The organism is Enterobacter quasiroggenkampii, assembly GCF_043972695.1.
Lineage (GTDB): Bacteria > Pseudomonadota > Gammaproteobacteria > Enterobacterales > Enterobacteriaceae > Enterobacter > Enterobacter quasiroggenkampii.
This window is the reverse complement of sequence record NZ_CP143745.1, coordinates 3959864-3983029: the sequence shown is the minus strand read 5'-3', so window position 1 is coordinate 3983029 and position 23166 is coordinate 3959864. Positions and strand designations below refer to the sequence as shown.

20 protein-coding genes, 6 tRNA genes and 1 other RNA gene are annotated in these 23166 nt (G+C 55.1%); 13 read left to right on the top strand and 14 right to left on the bottom strand.

Annotation, left to right across the window (positions count from 1 at the left end; translation table 11 throughout):
* The first annotated feature begins 20 nt into the window (after nucleotides 1-20).
* Nucleotides 21-2036: an NAD-dependent DNA ligase LigA gene (gene ligA, locus V1572_RS18990; protein ID WP_048029625.1), complete on the top strand. Its 2016-nt coding sequence runs from the start codon at nucleotides 21-23 to the stop codon at nucleotides 2034-2036.
* A 1-nt stretch (nucleotide 2037) separates the two neighbouring features.
* Nucleotides 2038-2253: a DUF3820 family protein gene (locus V1572_RS18985; RefSeq protein ID WP_003861328.1), complete on the top strand. Its 216-nt coding sequence runs from the start codon at nucleotides 2038-2040 to the stop codon at nucleotides 2251-2253.
* Here V1572_RS18985 and V1572_RS18980 read toward each other — a convergent pair.
* Nucleotides 2250-3245 carry a bile acid:sodium symporter family protein gene (locus V1572_RS18980; RefSeq protein ID WP_045909444.1) on the bottom strand — a complete coding sequence of 332 codons (996 nt, stop codon included), beginning with the start codon at nucleotides 3243-3245 and terminating at the stop codon, nucleotides 2250-2252. The two genes, V1572_RS18985 and V1572_RS18980, sit on opposite strands and share 4 nt — an antisense overlap.
* Nucleotides 3246-3334: 89 nt before the next feature.
* On the opposite strand from V1572_RS18980, the gene V1572_RS18975 reads away from it, so the two are divergent.
* A complete protein-coding gene (locus V1572_RS18975; protein ID WP_048226148.1) occupies nucleotides 3335-4270 on the top strand; it encodes a LysR family transcriptional regulator in 936 nt (311 codons plus the stop codon).
* On the opposite strand, the gene V1572_RS18970 is transcribed toward V1572_RS18975, so the two are convergent.
* Nucleotides 4267-4605 carry a FlxA-like family protein gene (locus V1572_RS18970; RefSeq protein WP_045909442.1) on the bottom strand — a complete coding sequence of 113 codons (339 nt, stop codon included), beginning with the start codon at nucleotides 4603-4605 and terminating at the stop codon, nucleotides 4267-4269. The genes V1572_RS18975 and V1572_RS18970 overlap by 4 nt on opposite strands.
* A gap of 206 nt (nucleotides 4606-4811) precedes the next feature.
* Between V1572_RS18970 and xapA the strand changes: the two genes are divergently transcribed.
* From xapA to V1572_RS18955, 3 genes are all read left to right on the top strand, one after another.
* Nucleotides 4812-5636: a xanthosine phosphorylase gene (gene xapA, locus V1572_RS18965; protein ID WP_252073008.1), complete on the top strand. Its 825-nt coding sequence runs from the start codon at nucleotides 4812-4814 to the stop codon at nucleotides 5634-5636.
* Nucleotides 5637-5687: 51 nt separating this feature from the next.
* Nucleotides 5688-6944, top strand: a complete 1257-nt coding sequence (locus V1572_RS18960; RefSeq protein WP_395299484.1) for a nucleoside permease — start codon at nucleotides 5688-5690, stop codon at nucleotides 6942-6944.
* A 67-nt stretch (nucleotides 6945-7011) separates the two neighbouring features.
* Complete coding sequence (locus tag V1572_RS18955; protein ID WP_048029629.1) at nucleotides 7012-7899, top strand: LysR family transcriptional regulator; 888 nt, start codon at nucleotides 7012-7014, stop codon at nucleotides 7897-7899.
* 99 nt (nucleotides 7900-7998) lie between these two features.
* On the opposite strand, the gene V1572_RS18950 is transcribed toward V1572_RS18955, so the two are convergent.
* From V1572_RS18950 to V1572_RS18930, 5 genes are all read right to left on the bottom strand, one after another.
* Nucleotides 7999-8127, bottom strand: a non-coding RNA gene (locus tag V1572_RS18950) — RtT sRNA.
* A gap of 26 nt (nucleotides 8128-8153) precedes the next feature.
* A tRNA-Lys gene (locus V1572_RS18945) sits at nucleotides 8154-8229 on the bottom strand.
* A 4-nt stretch (nucleotides 8230-8233) separates the two neighbouring features.
* Nucleotides 8234-8309, bottom strand: a tRNA-Val gene (locus V1572_RS18940).
* A gap of 29 nt (nucleotides 8310-8338) precedes the next feature.
* A tRNA-Val gene (locus tag V1572_RS18935) sits at nucleotides 8339-8414 on the bottom strand.
* Between the two features lie 41 nt (nucleotides 8415-8455).
* Nucleotides 8456-8531 (bottom strand) — tRNA-Val (locus V1572_RS18930).
* Between the two features lie 258 nt (nucleotides 8532-8789).
* Here V1572_RS18930 and gltX point away from each other — a divergent pair.
* Complete coding sequence (gltX, locus tag V1572_RS18925; protein WP_045909401.1) at nucleotides 8790-10205, top strand: glutamate--tRNA ligase; 1416 nt, start codon at nucleotides 8790-8792, stop codon at nucleotides 10203-10205.
* Between the two features lie 42 nt (nucleotides 10206-10247).
* Here gltX and V1572_RS18920 read toward each other — a convergent pair whose 3' ends face one another.
* Together V1572_RS18920 and V1572_RS18915 are read right to left on the bottom strand one after the other, a co-directional pair.
* On the bottom strand, nucleotides 10248-10640 hold the full coding sequence (locus V1572_RS18920; RefSeq protein ID WP_353145663.1) for a YfeC-like transcriptional regulator: 393 nt from the start codon (nucleotides 10638-10640) through the stop codon (nucleotides 10248-10250).
* 1 nt (nucleotide 10641) lies between these two features.
* On the bottom strand, nucleotides 10642-11004 hold the full coding sequence (locus V1572_RS18915; RefSeq protein WP_045909399.1) for a YfeC-like transcriptional regulator: 363 nt from the start codon (nucleotides 11002-11004) through the stop codon (nucleotides 10642-10644).
* A 217-nt stretch (nucleotides 11005-11221) separates the two neighbouring features.
* On the opposite strand from V1572_RS18915, the gene V1572_RS18910 reads away from it, so the two are divergent.
* The 3 genes from V1572_RS18910 to V1572_RS18900 all read left to right on the top strand — a co-directional run bounded on the left by V1572_RS18910 (nucleotide 11222) and on the right by V1572_RS18900 (nucleotide 13819).
* Nucleotides 11222-11297: transfer RNA gene (locus tag V1572_RS18910), tRNA-Ala, on the top strand.
* A 41-nt stretch (nucleotides 11298-11338) separates the two neighbouring features.
* A tRNA-Ala gene (locus V1572_RS18905) sits at nucleotides 11339-11414 on the top strand.
* Between the two features lie 215 nt (nucleotides 11415-11629).
* Nucleotides 11630-13819: an EAL domain-containing protein gene (locus V1572_RS18900; protein WP_048224362.1), complete on the top strand. Its 2190-nt coding sequence runs from the start codon at nucleotides 11630-11632 to the stop codon at nucleotides 13817-13819.
* 44 nt (nucleotides 13820-13863) lie between these two features.
* On the opposite strand, the gene V1572_RS18895 is transcribed toward V1572_RS18900, so the two are convergent.
* Complete coding sequence (locus V1572_RS18895; RefSeq protein ID WP_045909397.1) at nucleotides 13864-15051, bottom strand: NupC/NupG family nucleoside CNT transporter; 1188 nt, start codon at nucleotides 15049-15051, stop codon at nucleotides 13864-13866.
* 348 nt (nucleotides 15052-15399) lie between these two features.
* Between V1572_RS18895 and V1572_RS18890 the strand changes: the two genes are divergently transcribed.
* Nucleotides 15400-16638, top strand: coding sequence for an Nramp family divalent metal transporter (locus V1572_RS18890; RefSeq protein WP_048029632.1), 1239 nt, complete (start codon nucleotides 15400-15402; stop codon nucleotides 16636-16638).
* A gap of 33 nt (nucleotides 16639-16671) precedes the next feature.
* On the opposite strand, the gene V1572_RS18885 is transcribed toward V1572_RS18890, so the two are convergent.
* Both V1572_RS18885 and mgrA read right to left on the bottom strand, forming a co-directional pair.
* Nucleotides 16672-17019: a DUF2502 domain-containing protein gene (locus V1572_RS18885; RefSeq protein WP_045909395.1), complete on the bottom strand. Its 348-nt coding sequence runs from the start codon at nucleotides 17017-17019 to the stop codon at nucleotides 16672-16674.
* 127 nt (nucleotides 17020-17146) lie between these two features.
* Complete coding sequence (mgrA, locus tag V1572_RS18880; RefSeq protein ID WP_395299483.1) at nucleotides 17147-18145, bottom strand: L-glyceraldehyde 3-phosphate reductase; 999 nt, start codon at nucleotides 18143-18145, stop codon at nucleotides 17147-17149.
* 187 nt (nucleotides 18146-18332) lie between these two features.
* Between mgrA and ipdC the strand changes: the two genes are divergently transcribed.
* The gene (ipdC, locus tag V1572_RS18875) at nucleotides 18333-19991 is read left to right on the top strand and encodes an indolepyruvate decarboxylase (protein WP_395299482.1); all 1659 of its coding nucleotides are present in this window, start codon (nucleotides 18333-18335) and stop codon (nucleotides 19989-19991) included.
* On the opposite strand, the gene V1572_RS18870 is transcribed toward ipdC, so the two are convergent.
* Nucleotides 19992-21227, bottom strand: a complete 1236-nt coding sequence (locus tag V1572_RS18870) for an ion channel protein (protein ID WP_045909392.1) — start codon at nucleotides 21225-21227, stop codon at nucleotides 19992-19994.
* A 205-nt stretch (nucleotides 21228-21432) separates the two neighbouring features.
* On the opposite strand from V1572_RS18870, the gene glk reads away from it, so the two are divergent.
* A complete protein-coding gene (gene glk / locus V1572_RS18865; RefSeq protein ID WP_048029635.1) occupies nucleotides 21433-22398 on the top strand; it encodes a glucokinase in 966 nt (321 codons plus the stop codon).
* Nucleotides 22399-22433: 35 nt separating this feature from the next.
* Here the strand turns inward: glk and V1572_RS18860 are convergent, their stop codons facing one another.
* Entirely contained in the window at nucleotides 22434-23165 is a 732-nt protein-coding gene (locus V1572_RS18860; protein ID WP_023294232.1) for a LytR/AlgR family response regulator transcription factor, read from the bottom strand.
* Between the last annotated feature and the right edge of the window lies 1 nt (nucleotide 23166).

Here is a 23166-nt window from a genome sequence, read left to right as displayed (position 1 = left end):
TTTCTCATTGATGGTGTGATATGGACTCAATCGAACAACAACTCACTGAACTGCGAACCACGCTTCGCCATCATGAATATCTCTATCATGTTATGGACGCACCGGAAGTCCCGGATGCGGAGTATGACCGCCTGATGCGCGAGCTGCGGGAATTAGAGGCGCAGCATCCAGAACTCATCACGCCGGATTCCCCCACCCAGCGCGTCGGCGCAGAGCCGCTGGGGGCCTTCAGCCAGGTGCGGCATGAAGTGCCAATGCTGTCGCTGGATAACGTCTTCGATGAAGAAAGCTTCCTCGCGTTTAACAAGCGCGTGCAGGATCGCCTGAAAAGCAGCGACGCGCTCACCTGGTGCTGCGAGCTGAAGCTGGATGGCCTGGCCGTCAGCCTTCTCTATGAAAACGGCGTGCTGGTGCGTGCCGCGACGCGTGGCGACGGCACGACGGGTGAAGACATCACCACTAACGTGCGTACCATCCGCGCGATCCCGCTGAAGCTTCAGGGTGACAACATTCCTGCGCGTCTGGAAGTGCGCGGCGAGGTGTTCCTGCCGCAGGCGGGTTTCGAGAAAATTAACGAAGAGGCGCGTCGCACCGGCGGGAAAGTGTTTGCTAACCCGCGTAACGCGGCGGCGGGCTCGCTGCGTCAGCTTGACCCGCGCATCACTGCGAAGCGACCGCTTACTTTCTTCTGCTACGGTGTCGGTATTCTGGAGGGCGGCGAGCTGCCGGATACCCATCTCGGGCGTCTGCTGCAGTTTAAGGCGTGGGGACTGCCGGTGAGCAACCGCGTTCAGCTCTGCGACTCTCCGGAAGCGGTACTGGCGTTCTACCACAAGGTGGAAGAGGATCGTCCGACGCTCGGCTTTGATATTGATGGCGTGGTCATCAAGGTGAATTCACTGGCGCTGCAGGAGCAGCTGGGCTTCGTGGCGCGCGCGCCGCGCTGGGCGGTGGCGTTTAAGTTCCCGGCTCAGGAGCAGATGACCTTCGTCCGCGACGTGGAGTTCCAGGTGGGACGTACGGGGGCCATTACCCCGGTCGCCCGTCTGGAGCCGGTGCAGGTGGCGGGTGTGCTGGTGAGTAACGCCACGCTGCATAACGCCGATGAAATCGACCGCCTGGGCCTGCGTATTGGTGACAAAGTGGTGATTCGCCGCGCGGGGGACGTGATCCCGCAGGTGGTTAACGTTGTGGAGTCAGAACGTCCTGACGATACGCGCGAGGTTGTCTTCCCAACCCATTGCCCGGTGTGTGGCTCGGACGTTGAGCGTGTGGAAGGTGAAGCCGTGGCGCGCTGTACGGGGGGCTTAATCTGTGGCGCACAGCGTAAAGAGTCACTGAAGCACTTTGTTTCCCGTCGCGCAATGGACGTGGACGGCATGGGCGACAAGATTATCGATCAGCTGGTTGAAAAAGAGTATGTCCACACGCCAGCGGACCTCTTCAGGCTGACCGCAGGTAAACTGACCGGTCTGGACCGCATGGGGCCAAAGTCAGCCCAGAACGTGGTTAACGCGCTGGAAGCCGCCAAAGAGACCACCTTTGCCCGCTTCCTGTACGCGCTGGGCATTCGTGAAGTGGGTGAAGCCACGGCTGCGGGGCTGGCGGCGTATTTTGGTACGCTGGAGGCGCTGGAAAAGGCGAGCATCGAGGAGCTGCAGAAAGTCCCGGATGTCGGCATCGTCGTCGCCACGCACGTCTTTAACTTCTTTGCCGAAGAGAGCAACCGTAACGTCATCGGCGAACTGCTGGAAGAGGGCATTAAATGGCCCGCGCCGGTGGTGGTCAACGCAGAAGAGATCGACAGCCCGTTCGCCGGTAAAACGGTGGTGCTGACCGGCAGCCTGAGCCAGCTTTCACGCGACGACGCCAAAGCCCGTCTGGTGGCGCTGGGGGCAAAAGTGGCGGGCAGCGTGTCGAAGAAAACCGACCTGGTGATTGCCGGAGAAGCGGCGGGTTCGAAGCTGGCGAAAGCCCAGGAGCTCGGCATTGAGGTTATCGACGAAGCGGAAATGATGCGTCTGTTAGGAGAGTAACGTGGAGAAAGAGCAGCTCGTTGAGATCGCCAATACCGAGATGCCGTTTGGTAAATACAAGGGCCGCAGGCTGATTGATTTGCCGGAGGAGTATCTGCTGTGGTTTGCCCGTAAGGATGAATTTCCGGCAGGGCGACTGGGCGAGCTGATGGCGATAACGTTACTGATCAAAACCGAGGGGCTGACCCAACTGGTGCAGCCCCTGAAACGTCCTTAAGCCTTCGCGGCGCGGGTCGCTTCCTGCGCCAGCTTTTCGGTCTGGCGCTTGTAGCGACGCGCCAGCACCGCGCAGACCATCAGCTGGATCTGATGGAAAATCATCAGCGGCAGCACCATCATCCCAATCACCGAGGTCGGGAACAGAATGTTGGCCATCGGGATGCCGTTCGCCAGGCTCTTCTTCGAACCGCAGAACACAATCGTAATTTCATCCGCTTTGTTGAAGCCGCACTTGCGTGCCACAAAGACGTTTACTGCTATTACAATCGCCAGCAGGACAATGCTGACCACCACGATAAACAGCAGCGAGCCTGCCCCCACCTTGTGCCAGATCCCGTTCACGACCGCTTCGCTGAAGGCGGAGTAAACCACCAGCAGAATCGAGGTCTGGTCGGTTTTTGAAATCCATTTTTTATGCTTCGCCACAAATGCGCCGGTCCACGGACGGGAGAGATGACCCAGGACAAACGGCAGCAGAAGCTGCAGACAGATTTTGCCCACCTGCTCAAGGTTACCTTCCGCACCGTGCATGTTCATCAGCAGGCCCACCAGCAGCGGCGAGACGAAAATCCCCAGCAGGCTGGAGGCTGATGCCGAGCAGACCGCGGCCGCCACGTTCCCTCCCGCGAGAGAGGTAAAGGCAATGGCGGACTGCACCGTGGCCGGAAGAATACAGAGATACAGGAAGCCGGTGTAGAGCGCCGGGTCGACGTTAACCGGCGCCCACCAGGCAAACAGCACCCCGAGGATCGGGAACAGAATAAACGTGCTGCACATCACCCAGAGATGCAGTCGCCAGTGGCTACCGCCCGCGATGATGGCTTCACGGGAGAGTTTTGCGCCGTGCATAAAGAACAGCAGCGCGATGGCGGCCGTCGTCAGCCCTTCAAAGAACGGGACGAACCCGCCGCGAGCGGGAAAGAACGAGGCCAGTAAAACGGTAACCACCAGGGTGAGCGTAAACGGATCAACAATACGAAATAGTTTCATAATGACTCCTGAAAACAGATGTCGCTATTGTGCTTTTTTCCATTTGAGAAATAAAATTGATTTATTGCATCCATTCATGAATTAAACAGATGAATTATTCCTTACGCCAGCTTCGCATTTTCGTCACCGTCGCCCATGCCCGCAGCTTTAGCCGGGCAGGGGAGATGATTGGCCTGAGCCAGTCGGCGGTCAGCCACAGCGTGAAAGAGCTGGAGAATCAGACGGGGGTAAGATTACTCGATCGTACCACGCGCGAAGTGGTGTTGACCGAAGCCGGGCAGCAGCTGGCTCTGCGCCTTGAACGGCTGCTGGATGAGCTGAACAGCACGCTCAGAGACGTAGGAAGGCTGGGCCAGCAACTTTCGGGTACCGTGCGGGTTGCGGCCAGCCAGACGATCTCTGCGCACCTTATCCCGCAGTGTATTGCCGAGGGAAGCCATCTCTACCCGGACATTGATTTTGTGCTGCATGACAGACCGCAACAGTGGGTGCTGGAGAGCATCCGCCAGGGAGATGTCGATTTTGGTATTGTTATCGATCCCGGCCAGGTGAGCGATCTGGAGTGCGAAAGCGTACTCTCAGAGCCCTTTTTGCTGCTCTGCCGTGACGACGATCCGCTGGCCGCGTTACCGGAGGTCAGGTGGCAGTCACTGCAGGGCGCGAACCTAGTTTTACAGGATTATGCCTCGGGCAGCCGTCCGCTGATTGATTCCGCACTGGTGGATCAGAGGGTCAAGGCTGCAATCGTGCAGGAGATTGGTCACCCGGCAACGCTGTTTCCCATGGTGGAAGCCGGCATTGGCATCAGCGTATTGCCCGCCCTGGCGCTTCCCCTGCCGCAGGGAAGTCGACTGGCCGTGAAGCGGTTGACGCCCGTTGTCGAGCGAAAGCTAATGCTGGTGCGGCGAAAAAATCGTTCACTCTCGGGGGCGGCGCAGGCTATCTGGGAAGTGGTGCGTATCCAGGCACAGCGATTAACCGAGGCCCGCATACGCGATCCACTGTTTAACGCATCAGAAGATTAAATGTAGATATCAATCTGATTAGTATCTGACGGGCTATTCACGCCTTCCACTTTGCCCAATTTTTGTTCCTGCTTCTTCTGGGCCTCTTCGGCCTGCTGGCGCTGCAGCGCGGCGAGCTGCGCCTGCAGCACTTTGATCTGGGTCTGAATCAGTTCCTGCTGTTTTTTCTTCTCATCGGTGCTGATGGGGCTGTTCGACAGCTCTTTTAACTGCTGGGTCAGCTTTTTGATCTTGTCGAGAATGCGGGTGATTTGCGCAGAGATATCGTTACTGCTCGAAGTGCCACTCGCGCCGCTGGTTTGTATCTGTTGGGTTGAAGCCTGAATGGTCGTCATACTTTTTCCTCGCGTTATAAAACAGAGGTATCGGCACCGGCGGGATTAGCTTGAGCAAAACTGCCATATCTGGCAGGGAGTTGCATCGATACACAATCAGTATTGATGGTGCGGTGAAAGTGTATTGGAGGTCACCGGCAGGCTGCGGATATAAGACGTAAGTCATGCGATCCCCGCATCGCGATCTTCATCCTTAAGGAGCCTCTATGACCCTCTCGAATAATCCGTGGTACTGCGCCGACATCATTCGCGCCGCTAAGCCAAACTTCACGCCTCGCGTGGCATTTATTCTCGGCTCTGGCCTGGGCGCCCTTGCCGACCAGATTGATGACGCCGTTTCTCTGAGCTACGAAACGCTGCCTGGCTTCCCGGTGAGCACCGTGCATGGCCATGCCGGGGAGCTGGTGCTCGGGCATCTTGCCGGGGTGCCAGTTGCCTGCATGAAGGGGCGCGGCCATTTCTATGAGGGGCGAGGGATGGCCATCATGACCGATGCGATCCGTACCTTTAAGCAGCTGGGATGCGAACTGCTGTTTAGCACCAATGCGGCGGGCTCGTTGCGCCCGGACGTTCAGCCAGGCAGTCTGGTTGCTCTGAGCGACCATATTAACACCATGCCGGGCACGCCGATGGTGGGGCTGAACGATGAGCGCTTTGGCGAGCGTTTCTTCTCGCTGGCCAATGCTTACGACGCGGATTACCGCGCCATTCTGCAAACCGTGGCGACGAAAGCCGGCTTCCCGCTCCATGAAGGGGTGTTTGTGTCTTATCCCGGTCCGAACTTCGAGACGGCGGCCGAGATCCGCATGATGCAAATTATCGGCGGCGATGTGGTGGGCATGTCCGTAGTGCCGGAAGTGATTTCCGCGCGTCACTGCGGCCTGAAGGTCGTGGCCGTTTCTGCGATTACCAATCTCGCGGAAGGGCTGGGCGATATCAAACTCTCGCATGAACAAACCCTCGCTGCCGCTGAGCTTTCCCGCCAGAACTTTATCAATCTTATCTGCGGTTTTCTTCGCCATATTGCCTGAGTAAAACAATAAAGTGGCCCGTGAGGGCCACACTGCTATAAGGAATGGGTTATGAGCATCACGACTCGCTTAAAGATGATGTCCTTTATGCAATATTTTATCTGGGGGAGCTGGCTGGTTACCCTCGGCGCTTACATGATTAACACCCTACACTTTACCGGCTCCGACGTGGGCATGGTGTACAGCTCCAAAGGACTTGCCGCGATTGTTATGCCCTCGCTGGTGGGAATTATTGCCGACAAATGGCTGCGGGCAGACCGCGCCTACGTGATTTGTCATCTCGTTTGCGCCGTCGCGCTCTGCTATGCCGCACAGGTCAATGAGCCGGGCCTGATGTTCTGGGTCATGCTAGTGAATGCGATGGCCTTTATGCCCACGATTGCGCTGTCGAATACGATTTCTTACTCCTGTCTTGAACAGGCAGGGCTGGATACGGTGAGCCATTTCCCACGAGTGCGGGTGTATGGCACCGTGGGCTTTATTGCCGCGATGTGGACCATAAGCCTGATGGGGGCAGAGCTGAGCAACCTGCAGCTCTATATGGCGGCTGCCGCGTCCGTGCTGCTGGCGCTCTATTCTCTGACATTGCCAGCCATTCCGGTGGCGAAAACAAAAACGTCTCCGTCGCTGGCCAGCAAGCTGGGCCTCAATGCGTTTGTCCTGTTTAAACAGCCCCGCATGGCGGTGTTCTTTTTATTCGCGATGCTGCTGGGAGCCGTGCTGCAGATAACTAACACGTTTGGCAGCCCCTTCCTGCATGATTTTGCGCGTAATCCGGTGTATGCCGATAGCTTTATCGTTAAATATCCCTCCATCCTGCTCTCCGTTTCGCAAATCTCTGAAGTGTTCTTCATTCTGACCATTCCGTACTTCCTCGGACGCTTTGGTATTAAAACGGTCATGATGATGAGCATGGTGGCCTGGATGCTGCGGTTTGGGCTGTTTGCCTTTGGCGATCCGTCTGCAACAGGCTTTGTGCTGCTCATGCTCTCAATGATTGTCTACGGCTGCGCGTTCGACTTTTTCAATATTTCCGGCTCGGTGTTTGTCGAACAGGAGGTGAGCGCCGATATCCGCGCCAGCGCACAGGGGCTGTTTATGACAACCGTTAACGGTATCGGGGCCTGGTTCGGATCGGTATTGAGCGGTATGGCCGTCGATTATTTCTCGGTGGACGGAGTGAAGGACTGGCAGACGATCTGGCTGGTATTCGCGGCCTATGCCCTGGCACTCGCGGTGGTGTTTTATTTCAGCTTTAACTATCGCCATATCTGCAAAAACAGCGAGATGCGCACAGTTGCGCACTAAATTTCCCCTCTGGACGATGAAAGGCTTTAAGGTAGGCACATAAGTGTTGTCACCAGGATATGTTTTGATGGAACGCGCCTATCGGACCGATCTCAAGCTGCTGCGCTATTTTCTGGCCGTGGCGGAGGAGCTGCATTTTGGACGGGCTGCGGCCCGTCTCAATATGTCTCAGCCGCCGTTGAGCCTGCATATTAAAGAGCTGGAAAGCCAGCTGGGGACGTTACTGTTTATTCGACACTCACGGAGCGTTGCGTTGACGCATGCCGGTAAGGTGCTGATGGAAGAGTCCCGTCGTTTGCTTGCCGGTGCAAACCAGGCGCTGGCTCGCGTCGAGCAGATTGGCCGGGGGGAGGCAGGGCGCATTGAGCTGGGTATTGTCGGTACCGCCATGTGGAGTGAGGTGCGCACGGTGATGCGCGCTTTTTTGAAATCGCACCCGAATGTCGATGTCGTATTCCGCGAGAAATCCCCGGTCATGCAGATGGCGCTGCTTGAGCGCCGGGAGCTGGATGTGGGCATCTGGCGAATGGCAACCGAGCCCACCGCTGGGTTTACCAGCGTACGGTTACGTGAGGCCGCTTTTCTGGTGGCGATGCCGGAAGATCACCGGCTGGTGAGCGAATCATCGATTGCGCTCGCAGAGTTGCAGGACGAGTATTTTGTCACGATGCCTTCAGCGCATTCTGACTGGGCATTTTTACATCGCGTCTGCCAGCAGGCCGGGTTTTCGCCGATGATTGTGCGTGAAGCCGTTGAGCCGCAAACGGTACTGGCGATGATCAGCATGGGCATGGGGATTACGCTTGCCGCGGACAGTTACGCGCAAATGCAGTGGCCGGGCGTGGTGTTCCGCCCGCTTAAAGAGCGTATACCGGCAGATTTGTATGTGGTGTATGACGAGAAGCAGGCGACGCCAGCGGTGAAGACGCTAATTGAAACGTTAACAGTAGTGTGATGGTTTCGTAGGCCTGATAAGCGTAGCGCCATCAGGCTATGTTTTTTATGCTCAGTACTGCAGATAGCAAAAAAGCGCCTTTAGGGCGCTTTTTTACATTGGTGGGTCGTGCAGGATGACTCGCTTCGCTCGCCCTTCGGGCCGTCGCCGTAAACGGCTCCGGTGCCTCACTGCGTTCGGCTCGAACCTGCTGCAGGTTCGAATCATCCAGATCGCAGATAGCAAAAAAGCGCCTTTAGGGCGCTTTTTTACATTGGTGGGTCGTGCAGGATTCGAACCTGCGACCAATTGATTAAAAGTCAACTGCTCTACCAACTGAGCTAACGACCCGAAATGGTGGGCGATGACGGGCTCGAACCGCCGACCCCCTCCGTGTAAAGGAGATGCTCTACCAACTGAGCTAATCGCCCATTTCGGAACTGCTGCGATAAGGTGAGAATGGTGGGCGATGACGGGCTCGAACCGCCGACCCCCTCCGTGTAAAGGAGATGCTCTACCAACTGAGCTAATCGCCCAATCTCAATTCTTATCTACACTGCGAGCCTACCGAAGTAGATGGTGGGTGATGACGGGCTCGAACCGCCGACCCCCTCCGTGTAAAGGAGATGCTCTACCAACTGAGCTAATCACCCCCGCTGTGTGGAGTCGCATTATAGGGAGAGTTGAAAATGAGTCAACGCATTTTCTAAAGTTTTTATTCGTTCGTCGTAAAATTAAGCAAAACGATCGCGAAACGGGCAGTGGCGCATGATTTCTAAACAAAAATCGCAAACTCGGGCCCGATTCAGGGAACAACATTGAGGAATCGCCGCACAGTGATAGAATATTGCCCATCGTTTTTTCCCCAGGATTTGCCGATTGCCGGCATCTTTATAACGTAAGGCCATTTCATGAAAATCAAAACTCGCTTCGCGCCGAGCCCGACAGGCTATCTGCACGTCGGTGGTGCACGTACCGCTCTCTATTCCTGGCTTTTCGCACGCCACAACAAAGGTGAGTTCGTGCTGCGTATTGAAGACACCGATCTTGAGCGCTCCACGCCAGAAGCAATTGAAGCCATTATGGATGGGATGAACTGGCTGAACCTGGAATGGGACGAAGGTCCCTATTTCCAGACCAAACGCTTTGACCGCTATAACGCCGTCATTGATGAGATGCTGGTCGCGGGCACGGCGTATAAGTGCTACTGCTCCAAAGAGCGTCTGGATGCGCTGCGCGAAGAGCAGATGGCGAACGGTGAAAAGCCGCGTTATGACGGCCGCTGCCGCCATGACCACAGCGAGCATGCTGCTGATGAGCCTTGCGTCGTGCGTTTTGCTAACCCGCAAGAGGGGTCTGTGATCTTTGACGACCAGATCCGTGGCCCGATCGAATTCAGCAACCAGGAGCTTGACGACCTGATCATCCGTCGTACCGATGGCTCCCCAACCTACAACTTCTGCGTGGTGGTTGACGACTGGGATATGGAAATTACCCACGTTGTGCGCGGTGAAGACCACATCAACAACACGCCACGTCAGATCAACATTCTGAAGGCGCTGAACGCGCCGGTGCCTGTCTATGCGCACGTCTCCATGATCAACGGTGATGACGGCAAAAAACTGTCTAAACGCCACGGTGCGGTGAGCGTCATGCAGTATCGCGACGACGGCTATCTGCCAGAAGCGCTCCTGAACTATCTGGTGCGTCTGGGCTGGGCCCACGGTGACCAGGAGATCTTCAGCCGCGAAGAGATGATCGAACTCTTCTCTTTGAGCTCTGTCAGCAAATCCGCCAGCGCGTTTAACACTGACAAGCTGCTGTGGCTGAACCATCACTACATCAATACCATGCCGCCAGAATATGTGGCGACGTATCTGCAGTGGCACATTGAGCAGGCAAATATTGATACTCGCACGGGCCCTGAGCTGGCGGATCTGGTGAAACTGCTCGGCGAGCGCTGCAAAACGCTGAAAGAGATTGCTGAAAGCTGCCGCTACTTCTATGAAGAGTTTGATGCGTTCGATGCGGACGCCGCGAAGAAACACCTCCGCCCGGTTGCGCGTCAGCCGCTGGAAGTGGTGCGTGACAAGCTGGCTGCCCTCACCGAGTGGACCGCTGAGAATGTGCATCACGCCATTCAGGCGACGGCGGACGAGCTGGAAGTAGGTATGGGTAAAGTCGGTATGCCACTGCGCGTTGCGGTGACCGGTGCAGGTCAGTCTCCGGCGCTGGACGTAACGGTTCATGCCATCGGCAAATCACGCAGCGTGGCGCGCATTAACAAGGCGCTGGACTTCATCGCTGAACGTGAAAATCAGCAGTAATCACGTCTAAGAAAAAAACGGCAGGGTAACCTGCCGTTTTTTTTATGCCTCTTTTTCCGCGATACCCAGACGTATAAGAAAACCGTGAATGCCTTCGCGTTTCAAAAGGGCGTCCAGACGCTTCTGTTCTGACGGCGTCATACTCTCCAGCGTCTCTATAATGCCCGGAGACAGGTTTGAAGAGGGGCCATTATAGGCAGACGTAGCCTCCGCGAGATGGTAAACCGCCTGACGGTTGCGGATCGCCGGGAGACTCATAATATGTTCCTTCACGCGTGCATCGACATGAATGAGCCGCGCGCGACCGCCTTTCACGCCGTTGAGCCCTTCGGTTTTCCACCCCTGCTGACGTATCCAGCGATTGACCGTTTGTCTGGCGACGCCCAAACTTTCCGCCAGCTCTTCCGTGGTCATTTTGCTCCGTAATCTTTTCATATCAGTCCCGATCGCGTATCCCTAAACGTTGCAACAATCCGGTGATCCCTTCCCGTAATAACAGCGATGTCATCTGCTTCTGCTCTTCCGGCGTCATTTCATTAGCCAGCGTCAGGAGGAGGGTATGAAGCGAACGATCATGGCTGGTGCCTTCTGGCAGTTCGGACGTTTCGCTTGCCCGACGTGCGCTGCGGATAAAGTCACGGACTTTTTCGTTCACATGTACCAGGCGCGCTTTTCCGCCCTGGACGCCTGGTTTTGGTGACGTAATCCAACCCTCTTTGCGTACCCATTTATTGATGGTCTGGCGGCTATAGCCAGTGAGCAGGGCTAACTCTTCTGGCGTCATTCGTTCCTTGATCATACAATTTCCTGAATATCTGTGGGGTTAATTAACGGCTCATTTTATAGCACCGTTTTACGTGAAAACGTGACAGGCTTAACTCCTGATTACGAGCACGCTCGCAAAGTGATTCATTTGCATGATTTTTCGGCGATCGAACGGCGGTCATTGATTTTGCCGTTGACACTCCGCAGCGGAATTCATATTATGCCGCCCGTCAACATGACAGCTTTACGATGGGGCTATAGCTCAGCTGGGAGAGCGCTTGCATGGCATGCAAGAGGTCAGCGGTTCGATCCCGCTTAGCTCCACCAAACTCTGAACCCAACAGAGTGCGGTCAGTAAAGTCACATGTGGGGCTATAGCTCAGCTGGGAGAGCGCTTGCATGGCATGCAAGAGGTCAGCGGTTCGATCCCGCTTAGCTCCACCAAAATTGTAAACCCTCGTCATATGACGAGGGTTTTTTTTATCTGTTTGTAACGTCCATTACTGCATTTTGTTATCAAAAAGAAGGTATTCCTGTACCTCTCCTCAATCGACAACAATAAACCAGTCTATAAATAGACTTGAACTTGATTCGTGCAATTAATAAACCTATTATCCATCCGGTCAATGATTCGAACGGATAATATATTCCCCAATTTAATGAATAGAAAAACGTATAATAATGTAAAGATATTTATGATTGCCCTGGCACTTTGCCTGATTGCGGTACCTGTCTCCCGTTATCTCTCTCCGCGTGCAATTGTTAATGGTCATGACGTTTATTTAGCATGGTTACCACTCAGCGTGATGCTGGCGGTAATTTTGATATTTGGGCGCCGGGCAATTCTTCCCATTGTGTTAGGTTTTACTGTCACTAATTTATTTTATGTTAATTTAGCACCGCTACAATATTCAGTTTTGCTTTTCTGTCAGACCTTTGCGCTGTTTGCGGCGTGCGGCCTGCTGCGCCTTATGCTGGGCAAGCGCTGGCGCCACAGCATTCCTAACAAGCACATTGGGCTACGTATATTCTGGCTCGGTTTTATGGTGCCGTTAGGTATTAAGCTGTCGATGTATATGGCAGGCTATTTGTTTGATTTTCCGGTGACTATTTCAACCTATTTTGGCGAAGGAACGGTAATTTATAACGTTGTGGATATTCAAAGCCTGATATGCGCGGGGCTGATTTTTACCATGATGTTCTATTACCCATTAAGAATGATAATTAATCCTCGTTATGCCATCGCCTTCTGGCGGCGAAGCGTGAAGCCCGTGTTTTATCACAAGAATCCATTATATATTTTTGTCTGGCTGATGCTTTTAGGCTTCATTCTCGTCATTTTATGTGGTCCTTTTGAATCACCGGTCATTGCGGGTTATTTGATGCCGCTGATTTTTATTCTTTTTACCTTAGCAATAAGCCGCCTGACCTATGCGTTGATTTCTCTGCTGTGGGCCATCTCAGCGCTCCTGCTGTTGACCTACAACTACAACTTCCTTAACGGGGTGGAATCGGGCCATTCGCTCTCCTTTATCCTCTCCGTGCTGATCTCTTTCGCCATCTGCTTGCTTTACATGTCGCGAATTTACCAGCGCAGCGAGTGGCTGAAGCGGGGCTGGCAGGACAGGGCGCTGACCGATCCTCTTACCGGTTTGCCCAATATTCGTGCGCTGGAGGATTACCTTGAAATCCATCCGGATGCCAAAGTGTGCATTCTGCGCATGGACAATCTGGAGTTTTTGAGCCGCCACTACGGCATTATTATGCGGGTCCATTGCAAACGAACGATCGCCACGTCCCTTCAGCCGCTCCTGCAAAAAGATGAGCTGCTGTTCCAGCTGCCCGGAAGCGAGCTGGTGCTGGTCTTGCTCGGGCCGGAAATTGCTGAACGTCTCCAGCATATGGTCGATCGGCTCAACAGCAATAAGATTTTCTGGAACAACACCGGGCTGGATATTGAGTTTGGCGCGTCCTGGGGAATGGTCGAAAATGGCGAAAAGCTGCATCACACGCTGGGGCAACTGAGCTGGCTGGCAGAACAGGCCTGCGGAGAGCAAAACGTACTCGCGCTCACGAATAGCCTTGAGGCGGCCTCAGGACAGACGACAGAGCGTGTCCTGATGCTGGCGCGGATTAAGCATGCCCTGGAGGCGGGGCAGTTCCATTTGTATGCGCAGCCGATCCAGAAGGCGGACGGAAGTGGGTACTATGAAATCCTGACGCGAATGGAGAGCGAGGGGGAGATTATTACCCCTGACCGCTTTATTCCGCTGATTGCGCAGTTCAATCTCAGCCACCGGTTTGATATGTGCGTCATGGAAAAATTACTGGTGTGGCTGCGCGATAACCCTGCAACGCATGCTGGCGCCCGTTTTTCCGTCAACCTGATGCCCCTGACGCTGATGCAAAAAGAGGTGGCGACCGAGATTTGCGCGCTGTTTGAACGGTACGGCGTGGCACCGCAGGCCGTCGTGATCGAGATTACCGAAGAGCAGGCATTCTCTAATTCAGGCTCGAGTATCAACAATATTCAGCAACTGCGGGATTACGGTTTCCGGATCGCCATTGATGATTTTGGTACTGGCTACGCTAACTATGAGCGTCTCAGACGCCTGCAGGCGGACATCATTAAAATCGACGGCTGCTTTGTGAAAGACATTTGTACAGACGACATGGATGCAATGATCGTGCAGTCGATGTGTAATCTGGCAAAGACGAAATCGCTCTGCGTCGTCGCGGAATATGTGGAAACACCGGCACAGCGGGAGATGCTGCTCCGCTTCGGTGTGGATTACCTGCAGGGGTACCTGATAGGTAAACCCAAACCGCTGGAAGAATTACGGGCATAAAAAAACCGGGAGCCAGGCTCCCGGTTTTTCTTTAGCGATAAACGTTACAGAACCAGTGCCGCAATGGACGCGGACAGGACGCTCACCAGCGTAGAGCCATAAACCAGCTTCAGGCCAAAGCGAGAAACCACGTTACCCTGCTCTTCGTTCAGGCCTTTAATCGCACCCGCGATAATCCCGATGGACGAGAAGTTCGCGAAAGAGACCAGGAACACGGAGAGAATACCTTCCGCGCGCGGAGAAAGCGTGCTGGCAATTTTCTGCAGATCCATCATCGCAACGAATTCGTTAGAAACCAGCTTGGTTGCCATGATACTGCCCACCTGCAGCGCTTCGTGAGCCGGAACACCCATCACCCATGCAACCGGGTAGAAGATGTAGCCCAGAATGCCCTGGAAGGAGATACCCAGCACCGCGGCGAACAGGGCGTTCAGGCCAGAAATCAGCGCAATGAAACCGATCAGCATGGCGGCAACGATAATCGCGACTTTGAAACCGGCCAGGATGTATTCACCCAGCATTTCGAAGAAGCTCTGGCCTTCGTGCAGGTTTGACATCTGGATATTCTCTTCACTGGCGTCAACGCGGTACGGGTTGATCAGCGACAGAACGATAAAGGTGCTGAACATGTTCAGAACCAGCGCAGCCACCACGTATTTTGGTTCCAGCATGGTCATATACGCGCCCACGATAGACATGGAAACGGTAGACATTGCGGTTGCCGCCATGGTGTACATGCGGTTGCGGGACATTTTGCCGAGAATATCTTTATACGCGATGAAGTTCTCAGACTGACCGAGGATCAGGGAACTGACGGCGTTGAAAGATTCCAGCTTACCCATGCCGTTCACTTTGGATAACAGGAAGCCAATTCCACGGATCACGAACGGCAGAACGCGGATGTGCTGCAGAATACCGATCAGCGCGGAGATGAAGACGATAGGGCAGAGAACCTTCAGGAAGAAGAACGCCAGACCTTCGTCGTTCATTTTACCGAAGACAAAGTTGGTCCCTTCGTTGGCAAATCCGAGCAGTTTTTCGAACATTTCGGAGAAGCCTTTCACGAAGCCGAGGCCTACGTTGGAGTTCAGGAAGAACCACGCAAGTAAAACTTCAATGACCAGCAGTTGGACAACATAACGAATACGAATTTTTTTGCGGTCTGTGCTGACCAGCAATGCGAGTGCAGTAACGACAACAAGTGCCAGGACAAAATGAAGGACGCGGTCCATATTTGCTCCAAATATGAGGCAGGTTTAATTTTCGTGCACATTCTATGTAACAAGAGAAAAGAAAACGAGATCGAGGACACACTATAGTTACATCCTGTGACGAGTCTCAAAAATAGTGATCCACAATACATTTTTGTTATGTTAGGTAAATGAGTGAAAAGTTAAGTTTGTGTGCTAGTCTTCACAAAAGAGTCCGCGATTTGAGTTTCTGTTAGATCGCCCAGCTTACCCGCCCATCTATCGTTCAAAGCTATCAGAGAAATCACTGCAAACTTTATAAATGATCTTGATAATCATTCTCATTTTGATAGCATTAAACATAGCAAAGGCTATATTTCAGAGGCAGAAATGACAAACAGTCGCGTAGAGGGTAGCAGTGGCAGAGCAGCGCGCAAGTTGCGGTTCGCATTAATGGGACCTGCGTTCATCGCTGCCATTGGTTATATCGATCCAGGTAACTTTGCGACCAATATTCAGGCCGGGGCCAGCTTCGGCTATAAGCTGCTCTGGGTGGTCGTCTGGGCTAACCTCATGGCGATGCTGATTCAGATGCTCTCCGCAAAGCTGGGGATTGCGACGGGTAAAAACCTGGCGGAGCAAATCCGCGACCATTATCCGCGTCCCGCCGTCTGGCTCTACTGGGTTCAGGCTGAAATCATCGCCATGGCTACTGACCTCGCTGAATTTATCGGCGCAGCAATCGGCTTTAAGCTGATTCTGGGCGTGTCGCTGTTGCAGGGGGCGGTACTGACCGGGATTGCCACGTTCCTGATCTTGATGCTACAGCGTCGGGGTCAAAAGCCGCTGGAGAAGGTCATTGGCGGTCTGCTGCTGTTTGTGGCGGCGGCCTATATTGTCGAACTGATTTTCTCACAGCCGAATCTGGCGCAGCTCGCTAAAGGGATGGCGATCCCAAGCCTGCCAACCTCGGAAGCGGTGTTCCTGGCCGCCGGCGTGCTGGGAGCGACCATCATGCCGCACGTGATTTATCTGCACTCCTCGCTGACGCAGCATCTCCACGGTGGGACGCGTAAAGAGCGTTACTCCGCCACCAAGTGGGACGTCGCGATCGCCATGACCATCGCGGGGTTTGTCAATCTGGCGATGATGGCAACGGCAGCCGCCGCTTTCCACTTTAACGGTCATACCGGTATTGCCGATCTCGACCAGGCGTATCTCACGCTGGAGCCGCTGCTGAGCCATGCTGCCGCCACGATATTTGGCCTTAGCCTGGTGGCTGCTGGTCTCTCTTCTACAGTGGTGGGTACGCTGGCAGGCCAGGTGGTGATGCAGGGGTTTGTCCGGTTCCATATTCCGCTGTGGGTGCGCCGCTCCGTCACCATGCTGCCGTCATTTGTGGTGATTTTGATGGGGCTCGACCCCACGCGAATTCTGGTCATGAGCCAGGTGCTGCTGAGCTTTGGTATTGCGCTGGCGCTGGTCCCGCTGCTGATCTTTACCAGCGATAAAACCCTGATGGGTGAGCTGGTCAACTCGACGCTGGTGAAACGGACCGGGTGGGCCATCGTGGTGGTGGTGGTGGCGCTGAACCTGTGGTTGCTGATAGGCACAGCGTTGGGGCTGTAAAAGAAAAAGGAGCCATGAGGCTCCTTTTTGCTGTTAGTCGTGGCCGTGGTGACCATGTCCGTGACCTTTGCCGCGACCCCAGCCGCCGCGACGGTCGTCACGATCCCGCCAGCCTTCACGGTAACCGCGTTCATAGGCGCTGTCTTTATACCAGCCGCGGTGTCTGCCGTTATCATGTTTCCACCAGCGGTCGCCGCGCCACTCATAGTGACGATGCCAGTAATCACGGTCGCGCCAGTAGCCGCCGTCCCAGTATCTGCCGTAGTCGTCACGATCGCCAATTTGTAATTTTACTGATGGCAACAGGGTGATTTCGCCCGCAGTGGCGATCAGCGGCGCCGAAGCCAGTAATACCGCTGCAAGAATCAGTGACCTGAACATACTCTTTCTCCTTCACGATCGGGGCCTTTGTTGGGCCTGTTAACGCAATTTTACGAGTTGGTAAACCTTCGTATCATCGCCTCAACTCCGAATTCCTGGGTTAGAGCACTTTTTGCTAAAAGCGGTGTTATTTTGAGCTGCTGAGGATCGCGTCTATGCGGGCCAATTCTTCCTCTGAGAAATGGCGGTTTGCCAGCATCCCCACGGCGTCATCAATCTGAGCCGCTTTACTTGCCCCAATCAGCACCGAGGTCACTGCCTCATGGCGTAATACCCAGGCCAGCGCCATCTGGGACAGCTTCTGGCCGCGACTTTCTGCCAGGGCATTCAGCTTCCTGACTTTTTCCAGCTTCTCTTCGGTGAGCTGATCGGGTTTAAGGAACTGACTGCCGCTTGCCGCGCGTGAGTCTGCAGGAATGCCGTGCAGATAGCGATTGGTCAGTTGCCCGCCAGCCAGCGGCGAGAAGGGAATACAGCCGACCCCTTTTTCCTGCAACACGTCCAGCAGTCCCGCTTCCGGCGCACGTTCAAAGAGGGAGTATTTCGGCTGGTGGATCAGGCAGGGTGTCCCGAGGTCATTAAGGATATCAATCGCCTGGCGAGCCAGAACCGCCGGGTAGTTGGATAATCCGACATACAGAGCCTTCCCCTGACGCACCACATGGTCAAGCGCTTTCATGGTTTCCTGTAGCGGCGTTTCCGGATCTGGCCGGTGATGATAGAAGATATCCACATACTCCAGCCCCATGCGCTTCAGGCTTTGATCGAGGCTTGCCAGCAGATATTTGCGCGATCCCCAGTCGCCGTACGGACCCTCCCACATGGTATAACCCGCTTTGGTGGAGACGATCAGCTCGTCGCGCCAGGGCAGGAAATCCTCCTGCAAAAGACGGCCGAAATTACGTTCGGCGGATCCGGGAGGCGGGCCATAGTTGTTGGCAAGGTCGAAATGCGTAATGCCCAGATCGAACGCACGCTGTAAAAGTTGACGGCTGTTTTCGATAAGGGTGGCGTCACCAAAGTTATGCCACAGCCCAAGCGAGATGGCGGGCAACCTGAGCCCGCTTCGTCCGCAGCGGCGATACTCCATTGTCCCGTAACGATTTTTGTCCGGCTGATAACCCATTTTCGTAACCTCTGGCGCTGAAGTGAAAAATCAGTGTATGCGTTTACATTTACGTGAAAAAAAGCAGCATAGCGCAGCCTTTTTTGTAAAGCATTCTTTCCATGTCCTTCTTATCGCCAATTCTGGACACCCATCACGCTTATTTAATACTCAAGGTGAGGTCAAAACATTAGAAGGATACCTGTTTATGCGTACCCCATACTGCGTCGCCGATTACCTGCTGGACCGTCTTACAGATTGTGGAGCCGATCATCTGTTTGGCGTGCCGGGCGACTATAACCTGCAGTTTCTCGACCATGTAATAGACAGCCCGGATATCTGTTGGGTGGGCTGTGCCAACGAATTAAACGCCTCTTACGCCGCTGACGGATATGCACGATGTAAGGGCTTCGCCGCGCTGCTGACGACATTTGGCGTAGGAGAGTTAAGCGCCATGAACGGCATTGCGGGCAGCTACGCCGAGCACGTTCCGGTCTTGCATATTGTGGGTGCGCCGGGGATGGCATCACAGCAAAGAGGTGAGCTGCTGCACCATACGCTGGGTGACGGTGAGTTTCGTCACTTTTATCATATGAGCGAGCCGATCACCGCTGCGCAGGCGATCCTGACCGAACAAAACGCCTGTTATGAAATCGACCGGGTGTTAACGACCATGCTCCGGGAGCGTCGCCCCGGCTATCTGATGCTGCCTGCCGACGTGGCAAAAAAAGCCGCCACCCCTCCTGTAAACGCTCTCACGCTCCGGCATACGCATGCCGATAGCGCCTGCCTGAAAGCATTCCGGGATGCTGCAGAAAACAGGCTTGCCAGGAGCAAGCGTACTGCGCTGCTGGCCGATTTCCTTGTCCTGCGCCATGGCCTGAAGCATGCGCTACAGAAATGGGTCAAAGACGTGCCGATGGCACACGCCACCTTGCTGATGGGCAAAGGGATATTCGACGAGCGTCACGCTGGTTTTTACGGCACCTACAGCGGTTCGGCGAGCGCTGGCGCGGTAAAAGAGGCGATTGAAGGGGCGGATACCGTACTGTGCATCGGCACGCGATTTACCGATACCCTGACCGCCGGCTTCACGCATCAGCTCACCCCGGCGCAGACGATAGAAGTTCAGCCTCATGCCTCACGCGTTGGTGATATCTGGTTTACCGGCATCCCCATGCTTCAGGCAATCGAAACGCTGGTGGAGCTGTGCAAACAGCACGTGCACGAGACGCCCGTGCCGTCCTCTCAAAGCGCGATGGCCTACCCGCAGCCGGATGGCTCGCTGACGCAGGCGAATTTCTGGCAAACGCTGCAGACGTTTATTCGTCCGGGAGACATTATTCTTGCGGATCAGGGCACCTCGGCCTTCGGCGCGATCGACCTTCGTCTGCCGGCTGATGTGAATTTTATCGTCCAGCCGCTGTGGGGATCGATTGGCTATACGCTGGCGGCGGCATTTGGCGCACAAACGGCCTGCCCGAACCGGCGCGTGATTGTTCTGACGGGGGATGGCGCGGCGCAGCTCACCATCCAGGAGCTCGGCTCGATGCTGCGGGATAAACAACACCCCATCATTCTGGTCCTTAACAACGAAGGGTATACGGTGGAAAGAGCGATCCATGGGCCTGAGCAGCGGTATAACGACATTGCGCTATGGAACTGGACGCAAATCCCGCAGGCACTGAGCCTTGATCCTCAGGCCCAGTGCTGGCGGGTCAGTGAAGCGGAGCAGCTGGCGGACGTCCTTGAAAAAGTGGCGCATCACGAGCGGCTCTCGCTGATTGAGGTGATGCTGCCGAAAGCCGATATCCCACCGCTGCTGGGGGCGATCACCAAAGCGCTGGAAGCGCGCAATAGCGCCTGATTATTTGTCGTTTCGCCAGGCCATCATCATCGGTTTGCCCGCCAGCAGGAGCCAGGCGGGCAACATCACGATACAAAGCAGAGGGAAAAGCGTCGAATCCGGTACGACGACCGCCGCCATAAACAGGCTTAGCCACGCGTCTCGCGTGACCACCAGAACCAACCCCAGAATAGAACAAGAGACGGTAATCGCCGCCGGGACCGCATCGACATGCTCGTGCAGCATCAGCCCCAGCGCGACGCCGACAAAGACCGCCGGGAAGATGCGTCCACCACGGAAACCGCAGGCGGCCGCCACCACCAGCGCTGCCAGCTTGATCACGGCAAACAGCAGATAGTCGGAGACGCTAAATATCTGGCTGAAAGCCAGCTGCTGCATCTCGTCCAGCCCTTTAAACAGCGTCACCGGCCCGCCGATTGCGCCTAAAATACCGAGGATCAAACCGCCAGCTCCCAGAATTAACACCGGGTGTTTGAGTCGATGCATCAGCCGGTGCAGACGTGGAAGACACCATACTGCCACCATGCCCAGCGCAATGGCGATGGCGACGACGATGGCGCCGCTGAAGATATCGGCGATTTGCATCTGGCCGTAGTGGGGCAAGGAGAGTGAAAAATGGGGATGGAAAAACAGGCTGGTGGTCAACGCCCCGGCGGCGGCGGCCATCAGCGGAGCAAACAGTTTATCCCAGAGCGGGACATCGTTATTGCTACTGAGCGTCTGCGAAAAGATCAGTGCTGCCGCCACGGGCGTGCCGAAAAGCGCCCCGATGGTGCCTGCTGAGGCGAGAATGGTCCAGTCCAGCGCGCCGACGCGGGGCAAAATGCGTGAACCGAGAAAAACTGCCAGGCCAATATTCACGGCCATAATCGGATGCTCTGGCCCCAGGCTGACGCCGCCGGCCAGACCGAGAATCAACGCGATAATCAGCCCCGGCAGTGCCGAAGGGGAAACCGGGGCACCAATCAGCGGTTCCTGCGCCGGGTCTGGTCCAGCATGGCCGGGACTGAAACGGATCACCAGGCCCACCGCGATACCGGTTAACGTCAGCATCCCAACGATCCAGGCAGGAGAGTCAGCGGTGACGCCCAGTCCTGCAGGAAGCGCGTTCCATAATAGTGTTTGCAGCACCGACGCGACTTTCATCACGACGATGAGCACCAGACTTGAAACCACGCCAATGATGAGCGCCGGAATGGCCAGCAACAGCATGGTTCTGGCTCGCGGGTGGAGCATGATGATTTCCTTGTACAAAACGGTATGACGTTACTTTGCACATTAAGCCTTATGGCAATAGTGCAAAAGGTGCTGAAACGGTAAAGTTATTCTGTGACGAAGATCGATAATCCATGGGCATTCACCTTCCGGTCGTTGTTGTTATCACGCCTTGAATTTACAGTGTCCCAAAGATTTATTCTGACTTTAGCGGAGCAGTAGAAGAATGACAAAGTATGCTTTGGTAGGTGATGTGGGCGGCACGAACGCGCGCCTCGCATTATGCGATGTAAGTAGCGGTGAAATTTCCCGGGCGAAAACCTATTCCGGGCTGGATTATCCAAGTCTTGAGGCCGTTGTCCGCGTCTATCTGGACGAGCATCAGGTAAGCGTCGAAGATGGCTGCATCGCCATTGCCTGTCCGATAACCGGCGACTGGGTCGCCATGACCAACCATACCTGGGCATTCTCCATCGCCGAGATGAAAAAAAACCTCGGCTTTGCGCATCTTGAAATCATCAATGACTTCACCGCGGTGTCCATGGCGATCCCGATGCTGAAGCCTGAGCATCTGATCCAGTTCGGTGGCGCTGAGCCGGTCGAAGGTAAGCCGATTGCGGTTTACGGGGCCGGTACCGGTCTGGGCGTTTCACATCTGGTGCATGTTGCTCAGCGTTGGGTGAGCCTGCCGGGTGAAGGCGGTCACGTTGACTTTGCGCCAAACAGCGAAGAAGAGGGCATTATCCTCGAAGAATTACGCGCGGAGATCGGCCACGTCTCCGCCGAACGCGTGCTGTCAGGGCCGGGGCTGGTGAACCTGTACCGGGCGATTGTGAAGTCAGACGGTCGTCTGCCGGAAAACCTGCAGCCGAAAGACGTCACCGAACGCGCGCTGGCGGACAGCTGCATTGACTGCCGTCGTGCCCTGTCGCTGTTCTGCGTGATTATGGGACGCTTCGGCGGCAACCTGGCGCTGACGCTGGGCACCTTCGGGGGCGTTTATATCGCGGGCGGCATTGTGCCGCGCTTCCTCGACTTCTTTAAAGCCTCCGGCTTCCGCGGCGGGTTTGAGGATAAAGGGCGCTTCAGAAGCTACGTGCAGGACATCCCGGTTTATCTGATTGTGCATGATAACCCAGGGCTGCTGGGGTCGGGTGCCCACCTGCGTCAGGTTCTCGGTCAGATTCTCTGATGCCTGGCCCTCTCCCGCGGGAGAGGGCTTTTTCGTTACAGGTGCATAAGCTGGCGGAACTCTTTCACCTTGCTGCGGCTCACCGGCACCTGAAAATCCAGATCCTTCAGGCGCAAGATATAGGTGTTGTTAAACCACGGTTCGATCTCGCGGATCTTGTTTAAATTCACGCAGAACGAGCGGTGGCAGCGGAAAAAGTGCGACGCAGGCAGCTTGCTGCAAAACTCGGTGATGTTCATCGCCATCACGTAAGATTCCCGCCGCGTATAAACAAACGTCATCTTTTCATGGGCTTCGGCATAGTAGATATCATTGACCGGCGTCACGATGATGCGCTCATCTTTGACCAGATTAATGGTGTCGTTTTCCCGTACCGTTGGGCTGGCGCTTGCAGGGGCGGTCTGCTGCTGCCATGCGGCCTCCAGCTTTTGCAGCATGCTGACAATCCGCGACTCCTGGTAAGGCTTAAGGATATAGTCAAACGCTTCCAGCTCGAAGGCCTCTACCGCGTGCTCTTTCCATGCGGTAACGAACACAATAAACGGCTTATGGGCAAACTGATTGATGTTTTGCGCTAGCAATACGCCATCCAGCGACGGAATGTTGATATCCAGGAAGATGGCGTCGACCCGGTTATGCTGCAAAAACTTCAGCACGTCCAGACCGTCATCAAAGGTGCCCACAATCTCCATCTGGCTGTGGGTGTTGATAAGCCAGGTTAGCTCCTGTTGAGCCAGGATTTCATCTTCTACGATGATGACTTTCATG

Coding starts and splice junctions, on each gene's coding strand:
- ligA (WP_048029625.1), top strand. CDS start 21: ATGGACTCAATCGAACAACAACTCACTGAACTGCGAACCACGCTTCGC.
- V1572_RS18980 (WP_045909444.1), bottom strand. CDS start 3,245: ATGAAACTATTTCGTATTGTTGATCCGTTTACGCTCACCCTGGTGGTT.
- V1572_RS18975 (WP_048226148.1), top strand. CDS start 3,335: ATGAATTATTCCTTACGCCAGCTTCGCATTTTCGTCACCGTCGCCCAT.
- V1572_RS18970 (WP_045909442.1), bottom strand. CDS start 4,605: ATGACGACCATTCAGGCTTCAACCCAACAGATACAAACCAGCGGCGCG.
- xapA (WP_252073008.1), top strand. CDS start 4,812: ATGACCCTCTCGAATAATCCGTGGTACTGCGCCGACATCATTCGCGCC.
- V1572_RS18960 (WP_395299484.1), top strand. CDS start 5,688: ATGAGCATCACGACTCGCTTAAAGATGATGTCCTTTATGCAATATTTT.
- V1572_RS18955 (WP_048029629.1), top strand. CDS start 7,012: ATGGAACGCGCCTATCGGACCGATCTCAAGCTGCTGCGCTATTTTCTG.
- gltX (WP_045909401.1), top strand. CDS start 8,790: ATGAAAATCAAAACTCGCTTCGCGCCGAGCCCGACAGGCTATCTGCAC.
- V1572_RS18920 (WP_353145663.1), bottom strand. CDS start 10,640: ATGAAAAGATTACGGAGCAAAATGACCACGGAAGAGCTGGCGGAAAGT.
- V1572_RS18915 (WP_045909399.1), bottom strand. CDS start 11,004: ATGATCAAGGAACGAATGACGCCAGAAGAGTTAGCCCTGCTCACTGGC.
- V1572_RS18900 (WP_048224362.1), top strand. CDS start 11,630: ATGAATAGAAAAACGTATAATAATGTAAAGATATTTATGATTGCCCTG.
- V1572_RS18895 (WP_045909397.1), bottom strand. CDS start 15,051: ATGGACCGCGTCCTTCATTTTGTCCTGGCACTTGTTGTCGTTACTGCA.
- V1572_RS18890 (WP_048029632.1), top strand. CDS start 15,400: ATGACAAACAGTCGCGTAGAGGGTAGCAGTGGCAGAGCAGCGCGCAAG.
- V1572_RS18885 (WP_045909395.1), bottom strand. CDS start 17,019: ATGTTCAGGTCACTGATTCTTGCAGCGGTATTACTGGCTTCGGCGCCG.
- mgrA (WP_395299483.1), bottom strand. CDS start 18,145: ATGGGTTATCAGCCGGACAAAAATCGTTACGGGACAATGGAGTATCGC.
- ipdC (WP_395299482.1), top strand. CDS start 18,333: ATGCGTACCCCATACTGCGTCGCCGATTACCTGCTGGACCGTCTTACA.
- V1572_RS18870 (WP_045909392.1), bottom strand. CDS start 21,227: ATGCTCCACCCGCGAGCCAGAACCATGCTGTTGCTGGCCATTCCGGCG.
- glk (WP_048029635.1), top strand. CDS start 21,433: ATGACAAAGTATGCTTTGGTAGGTGATGTGGGCGGCACGAACGCGCGC.
- V1572_RS18860 (WP_023294232.1), bottom strand. CDS start 23,165: ATGAAAGTCATCATCGTAGAAGATGAAATCCTGGCTCAACAGGAGCTA.